The following is a 15,888-nucleotide window of genomic DNA, read 5'->3' on the forward strand; positions in this document are numbered from 1 at the left end:
GAAGGGCCTGCACGGCGGCCTGGTCGTAGGTGCCCAGCTCGGCCCGGCGTGCCATCGCCCGCCAGGTGAGGTCCACGTTGTCGCGCGCGGCGTCGTCGAGGAGCGCGAAGTGCGCCTCCGTGCTCGCGCTGGCGGCCAGGGCGTTGAGGGCCTGGGCACGCAGGTCGGGCACGGCGATGACGTCGGTCAGCACGTCCGCGAGCGCGTGCTTCATCGTCGTCACGTCGGCGGGCGGAGCCCACTGGTCCACGGCGACGCGCAACAGCCCCAGCGCGGGCTCCACGATGGCGGGCGACCGCTCGGCCTGGAGGACGCGCAGGCCCAGCGCGACGAAGTCGGCGACCGGCAGCTCGCCCTTGAAGACCAGGTCCTGGCCCGTGGCCAGCGCCAGGGCGCGTGCCATGGGAGTGGGCAGGTCGCCGGCGCGGTCGAAGAGGGCCCGCTGGGACGCCTCGTCGGTGCGTACGGCGGCGAAGGTCAGGTCGTCGTCGTTGAGCAGGTGGAGCTCGGCGTCGGGCAGGGCGACCTCGACCAGGCCACCCTCGGTGAACACGTCGGTGCGGCCGGAGCGCACCAGCGTGCCGTCACCGGCGGCTGAGTAGGAGCCCACGACCAGCGTGTGCGGTCGGGGCGTGCCCGCGGGGGCCGCGACCTCGAGCCGGCCCCCACGGCCGCCGTCGCCGCGCACCAGGGTGATCGTGTCGGTGCCGGCCCGGTCGAGCCAGTCGGTCGTCCACGGCCCCAGGTCGCGGCCGGCAGCCGTGCCGAAGGCGTCCATCAGGTCGGTGAGCCGGGTGTTGCCCCAGGCGTGGTCGCGGAAGTAGGCGCGCAGCCCCTCGACGAAGGCGTCCTCGCCGATCGTGGCGGCGAGCTGCTTCAGGACGCTCTCGCCCTTGGCGTAGGTGATCGCGTCGAAGGTCGCCATGGCGGCGGAGACGTCGGGTACCGCGCCGCGGATCGGGTGGCTGGCCGGTCCCATGTCGAGGCGGTACGCGTCGAGCTTGCGGGTGGTCAGGAAGCCGGCCCACGCGTCGGTGAACTCGGTGACCGCGGACGCCGCCCAGGTCGAGGCCCACGAGGCGAAGGCCTCGTTGAGCCACAGGTCGTCCCACCACCGCATGGTGACCATGTCGCCGAACCACATGTGCGCCATCTCGTGGAGCAGCACCATGGCGCGCTGGCTGCGCTGCCCGTAGGTGGGGGTGGTGCGGAAGAGCACGGCATCGGTCCAGGTGACGCAGCCCCAGTTCTCCATGGCGCCGCCCATGTTGGGCACGAACACCTGGTCGTAGCGCTGCTGCGGGAACGGCAGCGCGAAGCGCTCGCCGAAGAAGGCGAGCCCCTTGTCGGTGAGGTCGAAGAGCTCGTCGGCGTCGCGGTCCAGGAACGGCGCGGTCGAGCGGCGGCTGTACAGGCCGAGGTCGTAGCCGCCGACGGTGCGGCGTACCTCGTGGAAGGGCCCGGCGTTGACGACGACGACGTACGTCGAGAGCGGGGGAGTGTCGGCGAACGACCACACCCGCCCGTCGCCGTCAGGTGCGGGCTGCACGCCGTCGGGGGCGCTGTTGGACAGCACCGTCCAGGACTCGGGCGCGGTGACGGTGAAGGCGTGCGGCGCCTTGAGGTCGGGCTGGTCGAAGCAGGCCCAGGCCCGGCGTGCGTCGTCGCACTCGAAGCTCGACCAGACGTAGACCTCGCCGTCCGAGGCGTCGACCGTGCGCAGGATGCCGGCGCCGTGGCCGGTGTCGGACTGCGTGGCGGTGACGACCAGGACGTTGTCGGCGCGCAGGTCCGTCAGCGGCAACCGGCCCGCCGAGGCGGTGCCGACGTCGAGCGGCTCACCGTTGAGGGTGGCCTCGGAGATCTGCGCGACGCAGTCGACGAAGGTGGCGGCACCGGGGGTGGCGCAGGTGAAGGTGATGGTCGAGGTGGAGGCCCACACCTCGCCCTCCAGCAGGCCGCGCAGGTCGACGGTGATGTCGTAGCGCTCCACCGAGAGGAGGGCGGCGCGCTCGCCCGCCTCGTGCTGCGTCAGGCTGGCCGTGACGTGGTCGTGGTTGCTCATCCCCTGACCGTATCTGTCACGTGAGGTGGCGATAGGTTGTGAGCGGTCACGACGAGGTGTCCCGCGGCGAGTCGAGGAAGAGGAAGCAACGTGAAGGTCGGCGTCCCGAAGGAAGTCAAGAACCACGAGTACCGCGTCGCGATGACGCCCGTCGGAGCACACGAGCTGACCCACCGTGGTCACCAGGTCGTCGTCCAGAGGGGTGCCGGCCTCGGGTCGCAGATCGCCGACGAGGAGTACGCCGCCGCAGGCGCCACCATCATCGACTCCGCCGACGACGTCTGGGGCAGCGTCGACATGGTGCTCAAGGTCAAGGAGCCCGTGGCGGAGGAGTACCACCGGCTGCGTGAGGGCCTCACGCTCTTCACCTACCTCCACCTTGCCGCCGACAAGCCCCTGACCGAGGAGCTGCTGAGCACGAAGGTCACCGGCATCGCCTACGAGACCGTGCAGCTGCCCTCCGGCGGGCTGCCGCTGCTCTACCCGATGTCGGAGGTCGCAGGCTGCCTCGCGCCGCAGGTCGGTGCCCACTCCCTGCTGCGCGCCCAGGGCGGCCGCGGCGTGCTGATGGGCGGCGTCGGTGGCGTCGCCAACGCCAAGGTCGTCATCATCGGGGCCGGCGTCTCCGGCCAGAACGCCGCCAACATCGCCCTCGGCATGGGCGCCGACGTGACACTGCTCGACACCGACCTCGACAAGCTGCGCATGTCGTTCTGGCGCTACAACAACCGCGTCCACGGCCTCGCCTCCTCCACCCTGGCGATCCGCCAGCAGGTGATGGAGGCCGACCTGGTCATCGGTGCGGTGCTCATCCCGGGCGCCCGGGCACCGAAGCTGGTCAGCAACGAGCTGGTCTCGCAGATGAAGCCCGGCTCGGTGCTCGTCGACATCGCCGTCGACCAGGGCGGCTGCTTCGAGGACACCCGGCCCACCACGCACGCCGACCCGACCTACGAGGTCCACGGCTCGATCTTCTACTGCGTGGCGAACATGCCCGGCGCGGTGCCCAACACCTCGACGTACGCCCTGACCAACGCGACGCTGCCCTACGCCGTGGCGCTGGCCGACAAGGGCTGGCAGCAGGCGTGCCGGGACGACCGGAGCCTGGCGCTGGGCCTCAACACCCATGCCGGCACGCTCACCAACGCCCCCGTCGGGGAGGCGGTCGGCATCTCCGCCACCTCCCTCGACGAGGCGCTGGCCTGACGAGCGTGGTGGCCTCCGGGCCGGGTGAGGTCTCCCGCGCGATCCGCACCTACCTCGACCACCTGAGCGTGGAGCGCGGGCTCGCGGCGAACACCCTGTCGTCGTACCGCCGCGACCTCCGGCGGTACGCCGCGCACCTGGCGGGCGCGGGGGTGGAGACGCTCGACGCGGTCACCGAGGCGATGGTGGCCGGCTTCCTGGTGGCGCTGCGCGAGGGCGACCCCGAGCACCCGCCGCTGAGTGCCACCTCGGCGGCGCGGACGGTCGTGGCGGTGCGGGGGTTCCACCGGTTCGCGGTGCGCGACGGCCTGGCGGGCGCCGACCCGGCGAGCGCGGTGAAGCCGCCCACGCCGGCGAAGCGGCTGCCGAAGGCGCTGCCGCTGGCCGACGTGGAGGCGATCCTCGAGGCGGCGGGGTCGAGCGGCACCACCCTGGCGCTGCGCGACCGGGCACTGCTGGAGGTGCTCTACGGCACGGGGGCCCGGATCTCCGAGGCCGTCGGCCTCGACGTCGACGACCTCGACCTCGTCGACAGCACCGTGCTGCTGCGCGGGAAGGGCGCCAAGGAGCGACTGGTGCCGGTCGGCTCCTACGCGAGCGACGCGGTCACCGCCTACCTCACCCGGGCGCGGCCCGCGCTCGTCTCGGCGGCGTCCGGCCCGGCCCTCTTCCTCAACTCACGAGGCGGCAGGCTGTCGCGACAGAGCGCGTGGGCGGTGCTGGTCAAGGCCGCCGACCGCGCCGGCGTGCAGCGCGACGTCTCGCCGCACACGATGCGCCACTCCTTCGCCACCCACCTGCTCGACGGCGGGGCGGACGTGCGGGTCGTGCAGGAGCTGCTCGGCCACGCCTCGGTGACGACCACTCAGATCTACACCCTGGTCACCGTGGACAACCTGCGAGAGGTCTTCGCCACCGCGCACCCGCGGGCCCGCGCATGAGCCCGACGGGAGGAGGCGACGGCTCCGACGACTTCCTCGCCTGGGTGGAGCAGCAGGGGCTGGAGCTCTATGCCCACCAGGAGGAGGCGGTGCTGGAGGTCTTCGCCGGCAACAACGTCGTGCTGGCCACGCCCACCGGCTCCGGCAAGTCCCTGGTGGCGACGGCGGCGCACTTCGCGGCGCTGGCAGGCGACCGGGTGAGCTTCTACACCGCGCCCATCAAGGCGCTGGTGAGCGAGAAGTTCTTCGCGCTCGTCGAGGTCTTCGGGGCCGACAACGTCGGCATGCTCACCGGTGACGCGGCCGTCAACGCCGACGCGCCGATCATCGCCTGCACCGCCGAGGTGCTCGCCAACATCGCCCTGCGCGAGGGCTCCGGGGCCGACGTCGGCCTCGTGGTGATGGACGAGTTCCACTTCTACGCCGAGCCCGACCGCGGCTGGGCGTGGCAGGTGCCGCTGCTCGCGCTGCCCCAGGCGCAGTTCCTGCTCATGTCGGCGACGCTCGGCGACGTCACGGCGCTGGCCGCCGACCTCACCCGGCGCAACGGCCGGGAGACCGCGGTCGTCGACGACGCCGTACGCCCGGTGCCGCTGACCTTCACCTGGGCGCTGACCCCGCTCGCCGAGACGCTCGAGGAGCTCATCACCACCAACCAGGGCCCGGCGTACGTCGTCCACTTCACGCAGAAGGACGCCGTGGAGCACGCCGTGTCGCTGCTCAACGCGGGCCTCAAGACCGAGCCGGCCGACAAGGAGGCGCTGCTGGGACGGCTGGCCGGCTTCCCGTTCGGCGCCGGCTTCGGCAAGACGCTCAACAAGCTCCTGCGCCGCGGGATCGGGGTGCACCACGCCGGGATGCTGCCGAAGTACCGCCGGCTCGTCGAGACGCTCGCCCAGGCCGGCCTGCTGACCGTCATCTGCGGCACCGACACGCTCGGCGTGGGCATCAACGTGCCGATCCGCACCGTGCTGTTCTCCGGGCTGGCGAAGTTCGACGGCACCAGGCAGCGGGTCCTGCGCACGCGCGAGTTCCACCAGATCGCCGGCCGGGCCGGCCGGGCGGGCTACGACACCGCCGGCTACGTCGTCGTCCAGGCGCCCGAGCACGTCATCGAGAACGAGCGCGCCAAGGCCAAGTCGGCGGCCAAGAACGCCGCGCTGAGCCCGGAGAAGAGGGCCAAGAGGAAGAGCAAGGCCCAGCTGCGCAAGCCGCCCGAGGGCACGGTGGTGTGGACCGAGCAGACCTTCGACAAGCTCGTGGCCGGTGCGCCCGAGCCGCTGCCGTCGCGGATGAAGGTCGACAACAGCATGCTGATCAACGTGCTGACCCGCGAGGAGGACGCCTTCCCGGTGCTGCGCTCCCTCCTGACCGACAACCACCAGGACGCCCGCGGCCAGCTGCGGCTGGCCAGGCGGGCGCTGCGGCTGACCCGGTCGCTGGTGCACTCCGGCACGGTCACCCGGCTCGACGAGCCGGACGAGCACGGTCGCCGCTACGTGCTCACCGTGACCCTGCCGCCCGACTTCGCGCTCAACCAGCCGCTCGCACACTTCGCGCTGGCCGCCCTCGACACCCTCGACCCGGAGGCCGAGACCTACACCCTCGACATCGTCTCGGTGATCGAGGCGGTGCTCGAGGCGCCCCGCCAGATCCTCTTCGCCCAGCAGCACGCCGCCCGGGGCGAGGCGATCGGCCAGATGAAGGCCGACGGGCTGGAGTACGACGAGCGGATGGCCCTGCTCGACGAGATCACCTGGCCCCAGCCGCTGGCCGAGCTGCTCGAGGCGACGTACTCGATCTATCGCGAACGGCACCCCTGGCTGCCCGAGGACGCGCTGGTGCCGAAGTCGGTGGTGCGCGAGATGTGGGAGCAGGGGATGAGCTTCACCGACGTGGTCGGGCGCTACCAGCTGGCCCGCTCGGAGGGGCTGGTGCTGCGCTACCTCACCGACGCCTACCGCACCCTGCGCCAGACGGTGCCCGACGCGCACCGCACCCCTGAGCTCGACGACCTCGTGGAGTGGCTGGGGGAGACCGTGCGGCAGACGGACTCCTCGCTGCTCGACGAGTGGGAGGCGCTCTCGGACCCCGCGCACGTGCGCTCCGACGTCGCGCACCACGCCCCGCCACCGCCGCCCCGGCCGATCTCGCGCCAGGAGCGGCCGTTCACGGTGATGATCCGCAACGCGATGTTCGCCCGGGTCACCCTGTGCGCCCGCGACGACCTCGACGGGCTGGTGCGGCTCGAGCGCGCCGCGGCCGACCGCCTGGAGCCGCCGCGACAGGTCGTGATGGGCCGGTCGCGGTGGGACTCCGGCCTGGAGGACTACTACGCCGAGCACGACAGCCTGGCCACCGACGGCGACGCCCGCGGACCCGACCTGGTCAGCATCGGCCCGGAGGAGCCCGGCACGCCCGCCGGCGTCGACGAGGACGACGAGGTCACCGCCCGGCTCCGCCGGGTGCGCCAGACCCTGCACGACCCCGAGGGCCACCACGACTGGGTGATCGACGCGGTCGTCGACTGCGACGCCTCCGACGAGGCCGGCGAGCTGGTGCTCGCCGCCGTGGCCCTGCACCGGCTGTAGGCGCCGGCTCCGGGCCCTCGCACTCCTATGCTGGCGTGGTGCCCTCCCTCCAGCTCCTCGACGGCGTGCGGTGGCAGGGGACGCCGGTGCCGGGTGGGCGGCTCGCCACCCTGCTGTCCGTCCTGGCGCTGAGCCCCTCCGGGCTCTCCGACTCCGTGCTCGTCAAGGAGATCTGGGCCGACGACCCCCCGGCGGTGCCCACCAAGGCGCTGCAGGTGCTGGTGTCCAGGGTGCGGTCGGTCTGCGGGCCCGACGTCGTGGCCCGGTACGACGGCGGCTACCGGCTCTCGCTGCCCGACGCCGAGGTCGACGCGTGGCTGCTGCGCCGGCTCGTCCGCGATGCCGGGTCGGCGCTGTCGGCCGGCGAACCGACAGCCCTCGACCTGGTCACCCGGGCGCAGCTCCTGGTGGACGGGGTCGTCGAGGTCGATGCGGACGACGGTCCCCGCGCGGAGCTGCTGACGCGGGCGCGGGAGACGGCCTCGGCGCTGCCGCGCCTGCACGGTCTCGCACTGGTCGCCGCGGGCCGGCCGGCCGACGCGGTGCCGCCGCTGGCCGAGGCCCACCGGGCCGAGCCCGACGACACCCCCGTCCTCCTGGCGCTCCTGCGGTCCGAGGCGGCCGCGGCGGGGGCGTCTGCGGCGCTCCGGCGCTACGAGGCCTTCCGGGCCGACCTGGCCGACCGCCTCGGGGTCGACCCGGACCCACAGCTCCAGCGCCTGCACCGCGAGCTGCTGTCGGCCGACGAGCCGGTGCGCACCGGACTGCGCTACGACGCCGATGCGCTGCTGGGCCGCGGCGACGACCTCGCCCGGCTGCGCGCCGCGATGGCCTCGGGCCGGCTGACGACGGTGCTCGGTCCGGGGGGCATCGGCAAGACCCGGATCGCCCAGGTGCTCGCGCAGGAGTCGACCGCACCACGGGTGCACGTCATCGAGCTGGTCGGCGTGGCGTCGGGCGACGACGTGGTCGCCGAGGTCGGAGCGGCGCTCGGCGTGCGCGGCTCGGTGACGTCGCGGCACGCGCTCACCCCCGCCCAGCAGGCCGACGTCCGCGGCCGCATCGCGCAGGAGCTCGACGCCGGGCCGGCGCTGCTCGTGCTCGACAACTGCGAGCACGTCCTGGAGACCGTCGCCTCGCTGGTGGCGTTCCTGCTGGCCACCACCCGCGACCTGCGCGTGCTCGCCACCAGCCGGGCGCCGCTGCGCATCGGCGCCGAGCGCGTCGTACCCCTCAGCCAGCTCGCACCGGGCGACGCCGCCGGCCTGTTCCGCCGGTGTGCGCTGGCCGTGCGGCCCGACGCCGAGCTCGACGACGTCCAGGTCGCCGCCGTGGTGGAGCGCCTCGACGGCCTCCCGCTCGCGATCGAGCTCGCCGCCGCGCGGCTGCGGATCATGTCGGTCGCGGAGGTACGCCGGCGTCTCGACGACCGCTTCGAGCTGCTGCGCAGCCGCGACCGCGGGACGCCGGCCCGGCACCGGACCCTCACCGCGGTCATCGAGTGGTCCTGGGACCTGCTGTCGCCGCGTGAGCAGGAGGCGCTGGCGCGGATGTCGGTGTTCCACGACGGCTTCGACGACCACGCTGCCGGGGCCGTGCTCGGCCCGGGCGCGGTCGACGACGTGGAGACGCTGGTCGACCAGTCGCTGCTGGTGGTGGTCGAGGACGCCGTGGGCACCCGCTTCCGCGCCCTGGAGACCATCCGGGAGTTCGCGGCGGCGCGGCTGCTCGAGCGGGGCGGGCACGAGGACGCGCTGGCCGCCCAGGACCGGTGGGCCGACGAGCTGGCCGACCAGGACGTCTGGATGATCGACGGCGGCTCGCAGTTCGAGTCGATCGACCGGATGATGCGCGAGGAGAACAACCTCACCGACGTCCTGCGCCGGGCCCTGGCCCGGCGCGACCCGGCCCGGGTCGCCCGCCTCGTCGCCGTGCTGGGCGGCCTCTGGACCGTCTCCGGCAACCACCCGCGCGTCTTCGCGGTGGCCGACGCCGTCGAGGACGTTTTGGTCGGGTGGGACCCGACCCCCGAGCTGCGCAGCGCCGCGCACGAGGCGGCGTCGCTCATCCTCATCCACCTCAGCTGGGTCCACGACCGCCAGTTCGGCGAGCTCACCGACGCGATGCGGCGCTGGGGTGAGCCGGAGACGCCGTGGTCGCGCGCGGCGTACGCGATGTTCGTGCAGCCGGGGCCGGGCAGCACCATCGACCGGCTCCTGGCCATCGCCGACGACAGCGGGGACCACCTGACCGCGGCGATGATGCTGCTGTGGGCCTCGTTGACCGCGGAGAACAGCGGAGACGTCCGCGAGGCGCTCGTCCTCGCCCGGCGCGGCCTCGCCACGGGCCCGCTGACGCCGTACCTCGAGGCCTCGCTGCTGGCCCAGCTGGCGCAGCTGGCCATGGCGCTCGGCGACCACCGGGAGGCGGCCCGCCACGCGGAGCGGGCCTGGCCGTTGCTGCTGCGGCTCCACGCGGTCGACGACGCCCGGACGCTGAGGGTGGCGACCGCGCTGGTGCCGCTGGTGGACGGCGACCTCGACGCCGCTGAGCGGATCCTCGACGAGCTCGGCGCCGACCCGGAGGGTGCCCAGATGGGCTCGCGGATGGCCGTGCTCGCGGCTCGGGCCGAGCTGGCGCTGGCGCGCGGCGACGTCGAGGAGGGGCTGCGGCTCTTCGACGCCGCGGTCGCCTCGGTCATCGAGGCCGAGGTGCCAGGCGTCGCCCTCACGCCCTGGGTGCTCCTGGCGGCCGCCGGCGCGATCGTCGCGCGGGTCCAGCACACGACCGGTCCCGACCCCCGCGCGGCCGAGCTGCGGGACCTGCTCGCCGGGCGCACCGTGCTCGTGGGCGGGACGTCGCTCGCCTTCACCGACCTGCCGCTCAACGGCGTGCTGGTCGTGGCGCTCGGGGCGTGGACGCTGCGCTTCGGCGACCCGGGCGCGCACGAGGACGCGGTGCACCTGCTCGCCGTCGCCGACCGGTGGACCTACAACCGCAGCTTCCCGAGCATGGCGTGGCCGCGGCTGGCAGCACTGGCGGAGACGGCGCTGCCCGGACGGCTCGACGCGCTCCGCGAGGAGTACGCCGGCCGCCCGGGCGGCGAGCTGGTGGCGGTGGCCGAGGAGATCCTGCGGCGGCTCACATCTTCCTGGTGAACCCCCGCACCGACAGTGGCGCGAAGATCGCGATGACCGCCAGGCAGCCGAGCAGCGCCCAGCCGACCTCGGCCGTCACGGCGCCCTCGTTGGCGAGGTCGCGGAGCGCCGAGACGATGTGCGACACCGGGTTGACCCGGGTGAAGGCCTCCAGCCACCGCGGCAGCGTCTCCACGGGGACGAAGGCGTTGGAGAGGAACGTCAGCGGGAACATCACCATGAGGGAGTAGCCCTGCACGGCCTGCGCCGAGGAGCCCACCGTGCCGAACCACGTGAAGATCCAGGCCAGCGACCAGCCGGCGACGATGGCCAGCGCGATGGCGGCCGCCACGCCCAGGACCCCGCCGCCCGGCCGGTAGCCCAGGGCGATGCCGGTGGCGAAGGTCAGCGTCGCGGCGATCGCGTAGCGGATCATGTCGGCCACCATCGGGCCCGCCAGGGGAGCGATGCGCGAGATGGGCAGCACCTTGAACCGGTCGAAGACCCCCTTGTCCATGTCCTCACGCAGCTGGGTCCCGGTGGCGACGCACGCGGTCAGCACAGTCTGGCCGATCAGGCCGGGGATGAGCAGCGGCAGGTAGTCCTCGACGCTGCCGGCGATGGCGCCCCCGAAGATGCCGGCGAACATCGCGGTGAAGAGCAGCGGCTGGATGGTGACGTCGAAGAACTGCTCGAAGTTGCGCCGCATCTTCAGCGTCGCCCGCCAGGCCATCGTCATCGTCTGGGTGACGGTGTCGGCGACGCTGACGTGCCGGGGGAGGGTCGAGGGGTCGAGCGTCGCCCGCGCGGGGGTCGTGGGTGTCGTCGTGGTCGTGCTCATCGCAGTGCCTCCATCGGGGCGTCGGCGGCGGCGTCCGCGGGGGTGTCGTCCAGGTCGGTCGTCGTGCCCTGCTGCGTGTCGGCCTGCGTGTCGGCCTGCGTGTCGGCCTGCGTGTCGGCCTGCGTGTCGGCCTGCGTGTCGTGGCCCGTCAGCGCCATGAACACCTCGTCGAGCGACGGCTTCTGCACCGTCACCGAGTCGATGGCGACGCCGAGCTCGCGCAGGGCGACGAGCACGTCGACGGCCTGGTCGCTGCGCTCGAGCGGGATGTTGAGCCGGCGGGCCTCCGGGGTGGGCACTGCGTCCTCACCCAGCACCCGGTGGACCACCTGCGCGGCCTCGGCGAGGCGCTCGGGCTCGACGAGGGTCAGCTGGAGGGTCGAGCGACCCACCGACGCCTTGAGCTCATCGGAGGTGCCCTGGGCGACGATGGCGCCGCGGTCGACGACGGCGATCCGGTCGGCGAGCTGGTCGGCCTCGTCGAGGTACTGCGTGGTCAGCAGCACGGTGCAGCCGTCAGCGACCAGCTCGCGGATCGTCTCCCACATCTGGCCGCGGGTGCGCGGATCGAGCCCGGTGGTGGGCTCGTCGAGGAAGATCAGCGGCGGCCGGGTGATCAGGCTGGCGGCGAGGTCGAGGCGTCGCCGCATGCCGCCGGAGAACTGCTTGATCGGCTTGCTCGCCGCCTCCTGCAGGCCGAACTGCTCGAGCAGCCGGGCGGCGGTCGACCGGGCGCGGGCCCGGTCGAGGCCCAGCAGCCGGCCGAAGAGCACGAGGTTCTCGGTGGCGGTGAGGAGCTCGTCGACCGAGGCGTACTGGCCCGTCACGCCGAGCAGCTGGCGCACGACGTGGGGCTCGCGGCGGACGTCGACCCCGAAGATCCGCGCCTCGCCCGCGTCGATGGGCAGCAGCGTGGCCAGCATCTGCATCGTGGTGGTCTTGCCGGCGCCGTTGGGCCCGAGGACGCCGAAGACCTCGCCGCGGCGCACCTCGAGGTCGATGCCGTCGACGGCCCGCAGGTCGCCGAAGGTCTTGACGAGCCCGGCGGCCGAGACCGCCAGGTCGGTGGTGGGGATCGTTGTCATGGCCCGATCGTGCGGCGCACCGGTTTCAGGAGGCCTTCACCGGGCCTTCCTGGGGCCTTCACCGGCGCCGTACGCGTGCACAGGCCCGTCCACAATCGGTCCACAGGCAGGCGCTGCCTGTGCAGGCAAGCGAGGCCGGGTGCACAGATGTCCGGGACGGCCTGGGGGTTGGGGCCCCCGTCTTGTTGCCCGCCGGAGCCGGGCATAGGGTCCAGCACGGATCGTGGACAGGGCACCAAGTCGCCGTGTCGACATGTGGGGCGAAGCGACGAGAGGTGCACGAGATGAGCGGGAACGGGCCGTACGCTGGATCCTCGGGCCAGGGCAGCAGCGCGTCCGAGATGCCTCCCATGGTGTCGCCGCCGCTCCGGCCGTCCACCCCTCCGCCGCCCCCTGGAGCTGACACCCCCGTGAGTGATCCCCTGCCGTTCGCGCGACCCGAGCCGGTGGCCGCACCGGAGCCCACCCCGGAGGTCGCGATCGGTCCCACGGGTCGCCCCGTCCCGGAGTTCCCGCAGCCGCGGCCGGTCACCCGGCACGGCGGCGCCCGTGTGGTGGCGATGTGCAACCAGAAGGGTGGCGTCGGCAAGACCACGACCACCATCAACCTCGGTGCCGCGCTGGCCGAGACCGGCCGCACCGTGCTGCTCGTCGACTTCGACCCGCAGGGCTCCCTGTCGGTCGGGCTGGGCCTCAACCCGCACGAGATGGACCTGACCATCTACAACCTGCTCATGCAGCGCGACGTGGCGCTCGACGAGGTCGTCGTGCCGTCCGGCGTGCCCGGCATGGACCTGCTGCCCTCCAACATCGACCTCTCCGCCGCCGAGGTGCAGCTGGTGCACGAGGTGGCCCGCGAGCAGACCCTGCAGCGGGTCCTGGCGCCGGCGATCGGGCAGTACGACGTCATCCTCATCGACTGCCAGCCCTCGCTCGGCCTGCTCACGGTCAACGCGCTGACGGCCTCCGACGGCGTGATCGTGCCGCTGGAGTGCGAGTACTTCGCCCTGCGCGGCGTGGCGCTGCTCAAGACCACCATCGACAAGGTGCGCGAGCGGCTGAACCCCAAGCTCGAGATCGACGGCGTCCTCGGCACCATGTTCGACGGCCGCACCCTCCACAGCCGCGAGGTGATGGAGCGCCTGGTGCAGGCCTGGGGCGACACGGTCTTCCACACCGTCATCCGGCGGACCGTGAAGTTCTCCGACGCCACCGTCGCCGGCGAGCCCATCACGTCCTACGCCTCGGCCTCCAGGGGCGCCGACCACTACCGCCAGCTGGCGAAGGAGGTGCTGAGCCGGTGGCCCGACGGGTGAGCGTGCCGCGGGCGGACGACATCTTCCGCCCCACCGGCGAGATCGGGCCGGTGCGCGCCGTCCCCGACTCCGGGCCCGACACCGAGGCGCCGCCCGGGCCGCGCCGGCCCAGCGGCCGCGTGCGCCACGACGAGAAGATGACGGTCTACGTCACCTCCGACGAGCTGCTCGACCTCGAGCACGCCCGCCTCGTGCTGCGACGGACCCACGGGCTGGCCGTCGACCGGGGCCGCCTCGTGCGCGAGGCGATCTCGCTGATCCTGGCCGACTTCGAGGTGCACGGTGACGACAGCGCGCTCGTGCAGCGGCTGACCGAGCAGTGACCGCGTCCGCTCCCGCGCTCGTCGCCGACCCCGAGGGTGCGGCGCCGGCCGGCTTCGAGGTGCGCCTGGACAACTTCGAGGGCCCCTTCGACCTGCTGCTGAGCCTGATCGCCAAGCACAAGCTCGACATCACCGAGGTGTCGCTCTCGCGGGTGACCGACGAGTTCATCGCCCACGTCAAGGCCGCCGGCCCCACGTGGGAGCTGGAGCAGACGACGTCCTTCCTGCTGGTCGCCGCCACCCTGCTGGACCTGAAGGCGGCGCGGCTGCTGCCGCAGGGCGACGTCGAGGACGAGGAGGACCTCGCCCTGCTGGAGGCCCGGGACCTGCTCTTCGCCCGCCTCATCCAGTACCGCGCGTTCAAGCAGGTGGCCGGGGTGCTGGAGACCCGGCTGGCGCAGGAGGCGCGCCGGCACCCTCGGGCCGTGGGGCTGGAGCACCGCTTCGCCTCGCTGCTGCCCGAGGTGCTCATCGGCATCGGGCTCGACCAGTTCGCCCGGGTCGCGGCGAGGGCGATGGAGCCCAAGCCCGTGCTCGAGGTGTCGCTCCAGCACATCCACGCGGCCCGGGTGAGCGTGCGTGAGCAGGCGCAGCTCGTGGTCGACCGGCTCCGCCGCGGCGGCACGATGACCTTCCGGGCCCTCTGCGGCGACTCGCCCGACCGGCTCACCACGGTCGCGCGGTTCCTGTCGCTGCTCGAGCTGTTCCGCGAGGGGGCGGTGTCCTTCGAGCAGGTCACCCCGCTGGGCGAGCTCAGCGTGCGCTGGACCGGCAGCGACGACGGGGACATCGAGATCGACGACGAGTTCGACGGCGCAGCCCCCGAGGACGCGCTGCCCGTCGACGGCCCGGACCGACCCGACGAGGAGCAGCAGTGAGCCAGGACGTCACAGCCCCCGGAACCCTGGACGTGGCGGTCGCCGAGCTGCGACCCGCGATCGAGGCCGTCCTGATGGTCGCCGACCAGGCCCTCGAGCCGGTGGTGCTCGCCTCCGCGGTGGGCCACCCGGTCGAGGCCGTCGAGGACGCCCTGCGCGACCTCGCCCGCGAGTACGACGAGCAGGGGCGCGGCTTCGAGCTGCGCGCCGTGGCCGGGGGCTGGCGGTTCTACACCCGCGACGAGCTCGCGGCCGTCGTGGAGGCGTTCGTGCTCGACGGTCAGCAGGCGCGGCTCACCCAGGCGGCGCTGGAGACGCTCGCCGTCGTGGCCTACAAGCAGCCGATCTCCCGGGCGCGCGTCTCGGCCGTCCGTGGCGTCAACGTCGACGGCGTCATGCGCACGCTGCTCACCCGTGGGCTCGTCGAGGAGGCGGGGCAGGACCACGAGACCGGCGCCAACCTCTACCGCACCACGGCCTACTTCCTCGAGCGCATCGGCATCGCCTCGATCGAGGAGCTGCCCGAGCTCGCGCCATACCTCCCCGACATGGACGACCTTCAGGACGAGCTGGCGCAGATGTCGGGCGGGACCCCCGAGCCGCAGCCGGCCCCCGAGCCGCCGCCCGCGCCGGTTCACCCAGCTCCCCACCCGGCTCCCCACAGCGGCGACGGCACCGAGCCCGACGCCGGGACCGAGATCGGGTGAGCGACATGAGCGGACCCGACGTCGAGACCGACGACGACGGGCTCGTCCGGCTGCAGAAGCTGCTGGCCCAGGCCGGCGTGGCCTCGCGCCGCAAGTGCGAGGAGCTGATGCTCGACGGGCTCGTCGAGGTCGACGGCGAGGTCGTCACCCGCCTCGGCACCAAGGTCGACCCGCGCACCGCGGTGATCCGGGTCGACGGCAGGCGGCTGCCGCCGATGTCGGCGCACGTCTACCTCGTGCTCAACAAGCCGCGCGGCGTGGTCTCCACCATGTCCGACCCCGAGGGCCGGCCCACGCTCGCCGACCTCGTCGCGGACCGACCGGAGCGGCTCTTCCACGTCGGGCGGCTCGACACCGACACCTCCGGCCTGATCCTGCTCACCAACGACGGCGACTTCGCGCACCGGATGGCGCACCCCTCGCACGAGGTCGACAAGACCTACGTCGCCGAGGTCGAGGGCGAGGTCTCCCGCGCCACGCTGCAGCTGCTCCGCGACGGCGTGACCCTCGACGACGGGCCGGTGCAGGTGAGCGTCGCGAAGCTGGTCGAGGCCGGCCGTGGCGCCGCCCGCGGGCGCTCGATCGTCGAGCTGGTGATCCACGAGGGACGCAACCGGATCGTCCGCCGCCTCCTCGAGCAGGTCGGCCACCCGGTGCGCCGCCTCACCCGCACCCGCTTCGGCCCCGTCGATCTGACCGGTCTCAGGCCGGGGGAGCTGCGCCACCTTGCCACCGACGAGCTCGGCGCCCTGCTCGACTCCGCGCAGCTCTGACCGGACCGAGACCGTCACGGCGGGC

12 protein-coding genes are annotated in these 15,888 nt (G+C 73.3%); 9 read left to right on the forward strand and 3 right to left on the reverse strand.

Annotated features, from left to right (window positions below):
• Positions 1-2,065 (reverse strand): aminopeptidase N (gene pepN / locus QZX64_RS07745; protein WP_295658138.1); only part of this gene is annotated, 2,065 nt, incomplete at its 3' end.
• 90 nt (positions 2,066-2,155) lie between these two features.
• Between pepN and ald the strand changes: the two genes are divergently transcribed.
• From ald to QZX64_RS07765, 4 genes are read left to right on the forward strand one after another with little or no spacing between them, the layout of a single operon-like run.
• Positions 2,156-3,271 (forward strand): alanine dehydrogenase, encoded by a 1,116-nt coding sequence (gene ald / locus QZX64_RS07750; RefSeq protein ID WP_295658140.1) that lies wholly within the window; start codon positions 2,156-2,158, stop codon positions 3,269-3,271.
• An 8-nt stretch (positions 3,272-3,279) separates the two neighbouring features.
• Positions 3,280-4,212: a site-specific tyrosine recombinase XerD gene (xerD, locus tag QZX64_RS07755; RefSeq protein ID WP_295658185.1), complete on the forward strand. Its 933-nt coding sequence runs from the start codon at positions 3,280-3,282 to the stop codon at positions 4,210-4,212.
• Positions 4,209-6,803: an RNA helicase gene (locus QZX64_RS07760; RefSeq protein WP_295658142.1), complete on the forward strand. Its 2,595-nt coding sequence runs from the start codon at positions 4,209-4,211 to the stop codon at positions 6,801-6,803. Before xerD ends, QZX64_RS07760 begins: the two co-directional genes overlap by 4 nt.
• Positions 6,804-6,841: 38 nt before the next feature.
• The gene (locus QZX64_RS07765; RefSeq protein WP_295658143.1) at positions 6,842-9,961 is read left to right on the forward strand and encodes a BTAD domain-containing putative transcriptional regulator; all 3,120 of its coding nucleotides are present in this window, start codon (positions 6,842-6,844) and stop codon (positions 9,959-9,961) included.
• Here the strand turns inward: QZX64_RS07765 and QZX64_RS07770 are convergent.
• Both QZX64_RS07770 and QZX64_RS07775 read right to left on the reverse strand, forming a co-directional pair.
• On the reverse strand, positions 9,945-10,781 hold the full coding sequence (locus QZX64_RS07770) for an ABC transporter permease (RefSeq protein ID WP_295658144.1): 837 nt from the start codon (positions 10,779-10,781) through the stop codon (positions 9,945-9,947). The two genes, QZX64_RS07765 and QZX64_RS07770, sit on opposite strands and share 17 nt — an antisense overlap.
• Entirely contained in the window at positions 10,778-11,866 is a 1,089-nt protein-coding gene (locus QZX64_RS07775; protein WP_295658146.1) for an ATP-binding cassette domain-containing protein, read from the reverse strand. Before QZX64_RS07775 ends, QZX64_RS07770 begins: the two co-directional genes overlap by 4 nt.
• A 284-nt stretch (positions 11,867-12,150) precedes the next feature.
• On the opposite strand from QZX64_RS07775, the gene QZX64_RS07780 reads away from it, so the two are divergent.
• The 5 genes from QZX64_RS07780 to QZX64_RS07800 are packed head-to-tail and all read left to right on the forward strand — an operon-like array spanning position 12,151 to position 15,863.
• Positions 12,151-13,182: an AAA family ATPase gene (locus QZX64_RS07780; RefSeq protein WP_295658148.1), complete on the forward strand. Its 1,032-nt coding sequence runs from the start codon at positions 12,151-12,153 to the stop codon at positions 13,180-13,182.
• On the forward strand, positions 13,167-13,505 hold the full coding sequence (locus QZX64_RS07785; protein ID WP_295658150.1) for a hypothetical protein: 339 nt from the start codon (positions 13,167-13,169) through the stop codon (positions 13,503-13,505). Before QZX64_RS07780 ends, QZX64_RS07785 begins: the two co-directional genes overlap by 16 nt.
• Positions 13,502-14,383: a ScpA family protein gene (locus QZX64_RS07790; RefSeq protein WP_295658152.1), complete on the forward strand. Its 882-nt coding sequence runs from the start codon at positions 13,502-13,504 to the stop codon at positions 14,381-14,383. The genes QZX64_RS07785 and QZX64_RS07790 overlap by 4 nt, the downstream gene beginning before the upstream one ends.
• A complete protein-coding gene (gene scpB, locus QZX64_RS07795; RefSeq protein ID WP_295658154.1) occupies positions 14,380-15,090 on the forward strand; it encodes an SMC-Scp complex subunit ScpB in 711 nt (236 codons plus the stop codon). Before QZX64_RS07790 ends, scpB begins: the two co-directional genes overlap by 4 nt.
• A gap of 5 nt (positions 15,091-15,095) precedes the next feature.
• On the forward strand, positions 15,096-15,863 hold the full coding sequence (locus tag QZX64_RS07800) for a pseudouridine synthase (protein WP_295658157.1): 768 nt from the start codon (positions 15,096-15,098) through the stop codon (positions 15,861-15,863).
• Positions 15,864-15,888: the final 25 nt, after the last annotated feature.

The organism is uncultured Nocardioides sp. (genome assembly GCF_902805925.1).
Classification (GTDB): domain Bacteria; phylum Actinomycetota; class Actinomycetes; order Propionibacteriales; family Nocardioidaceae; genus Nocardioides.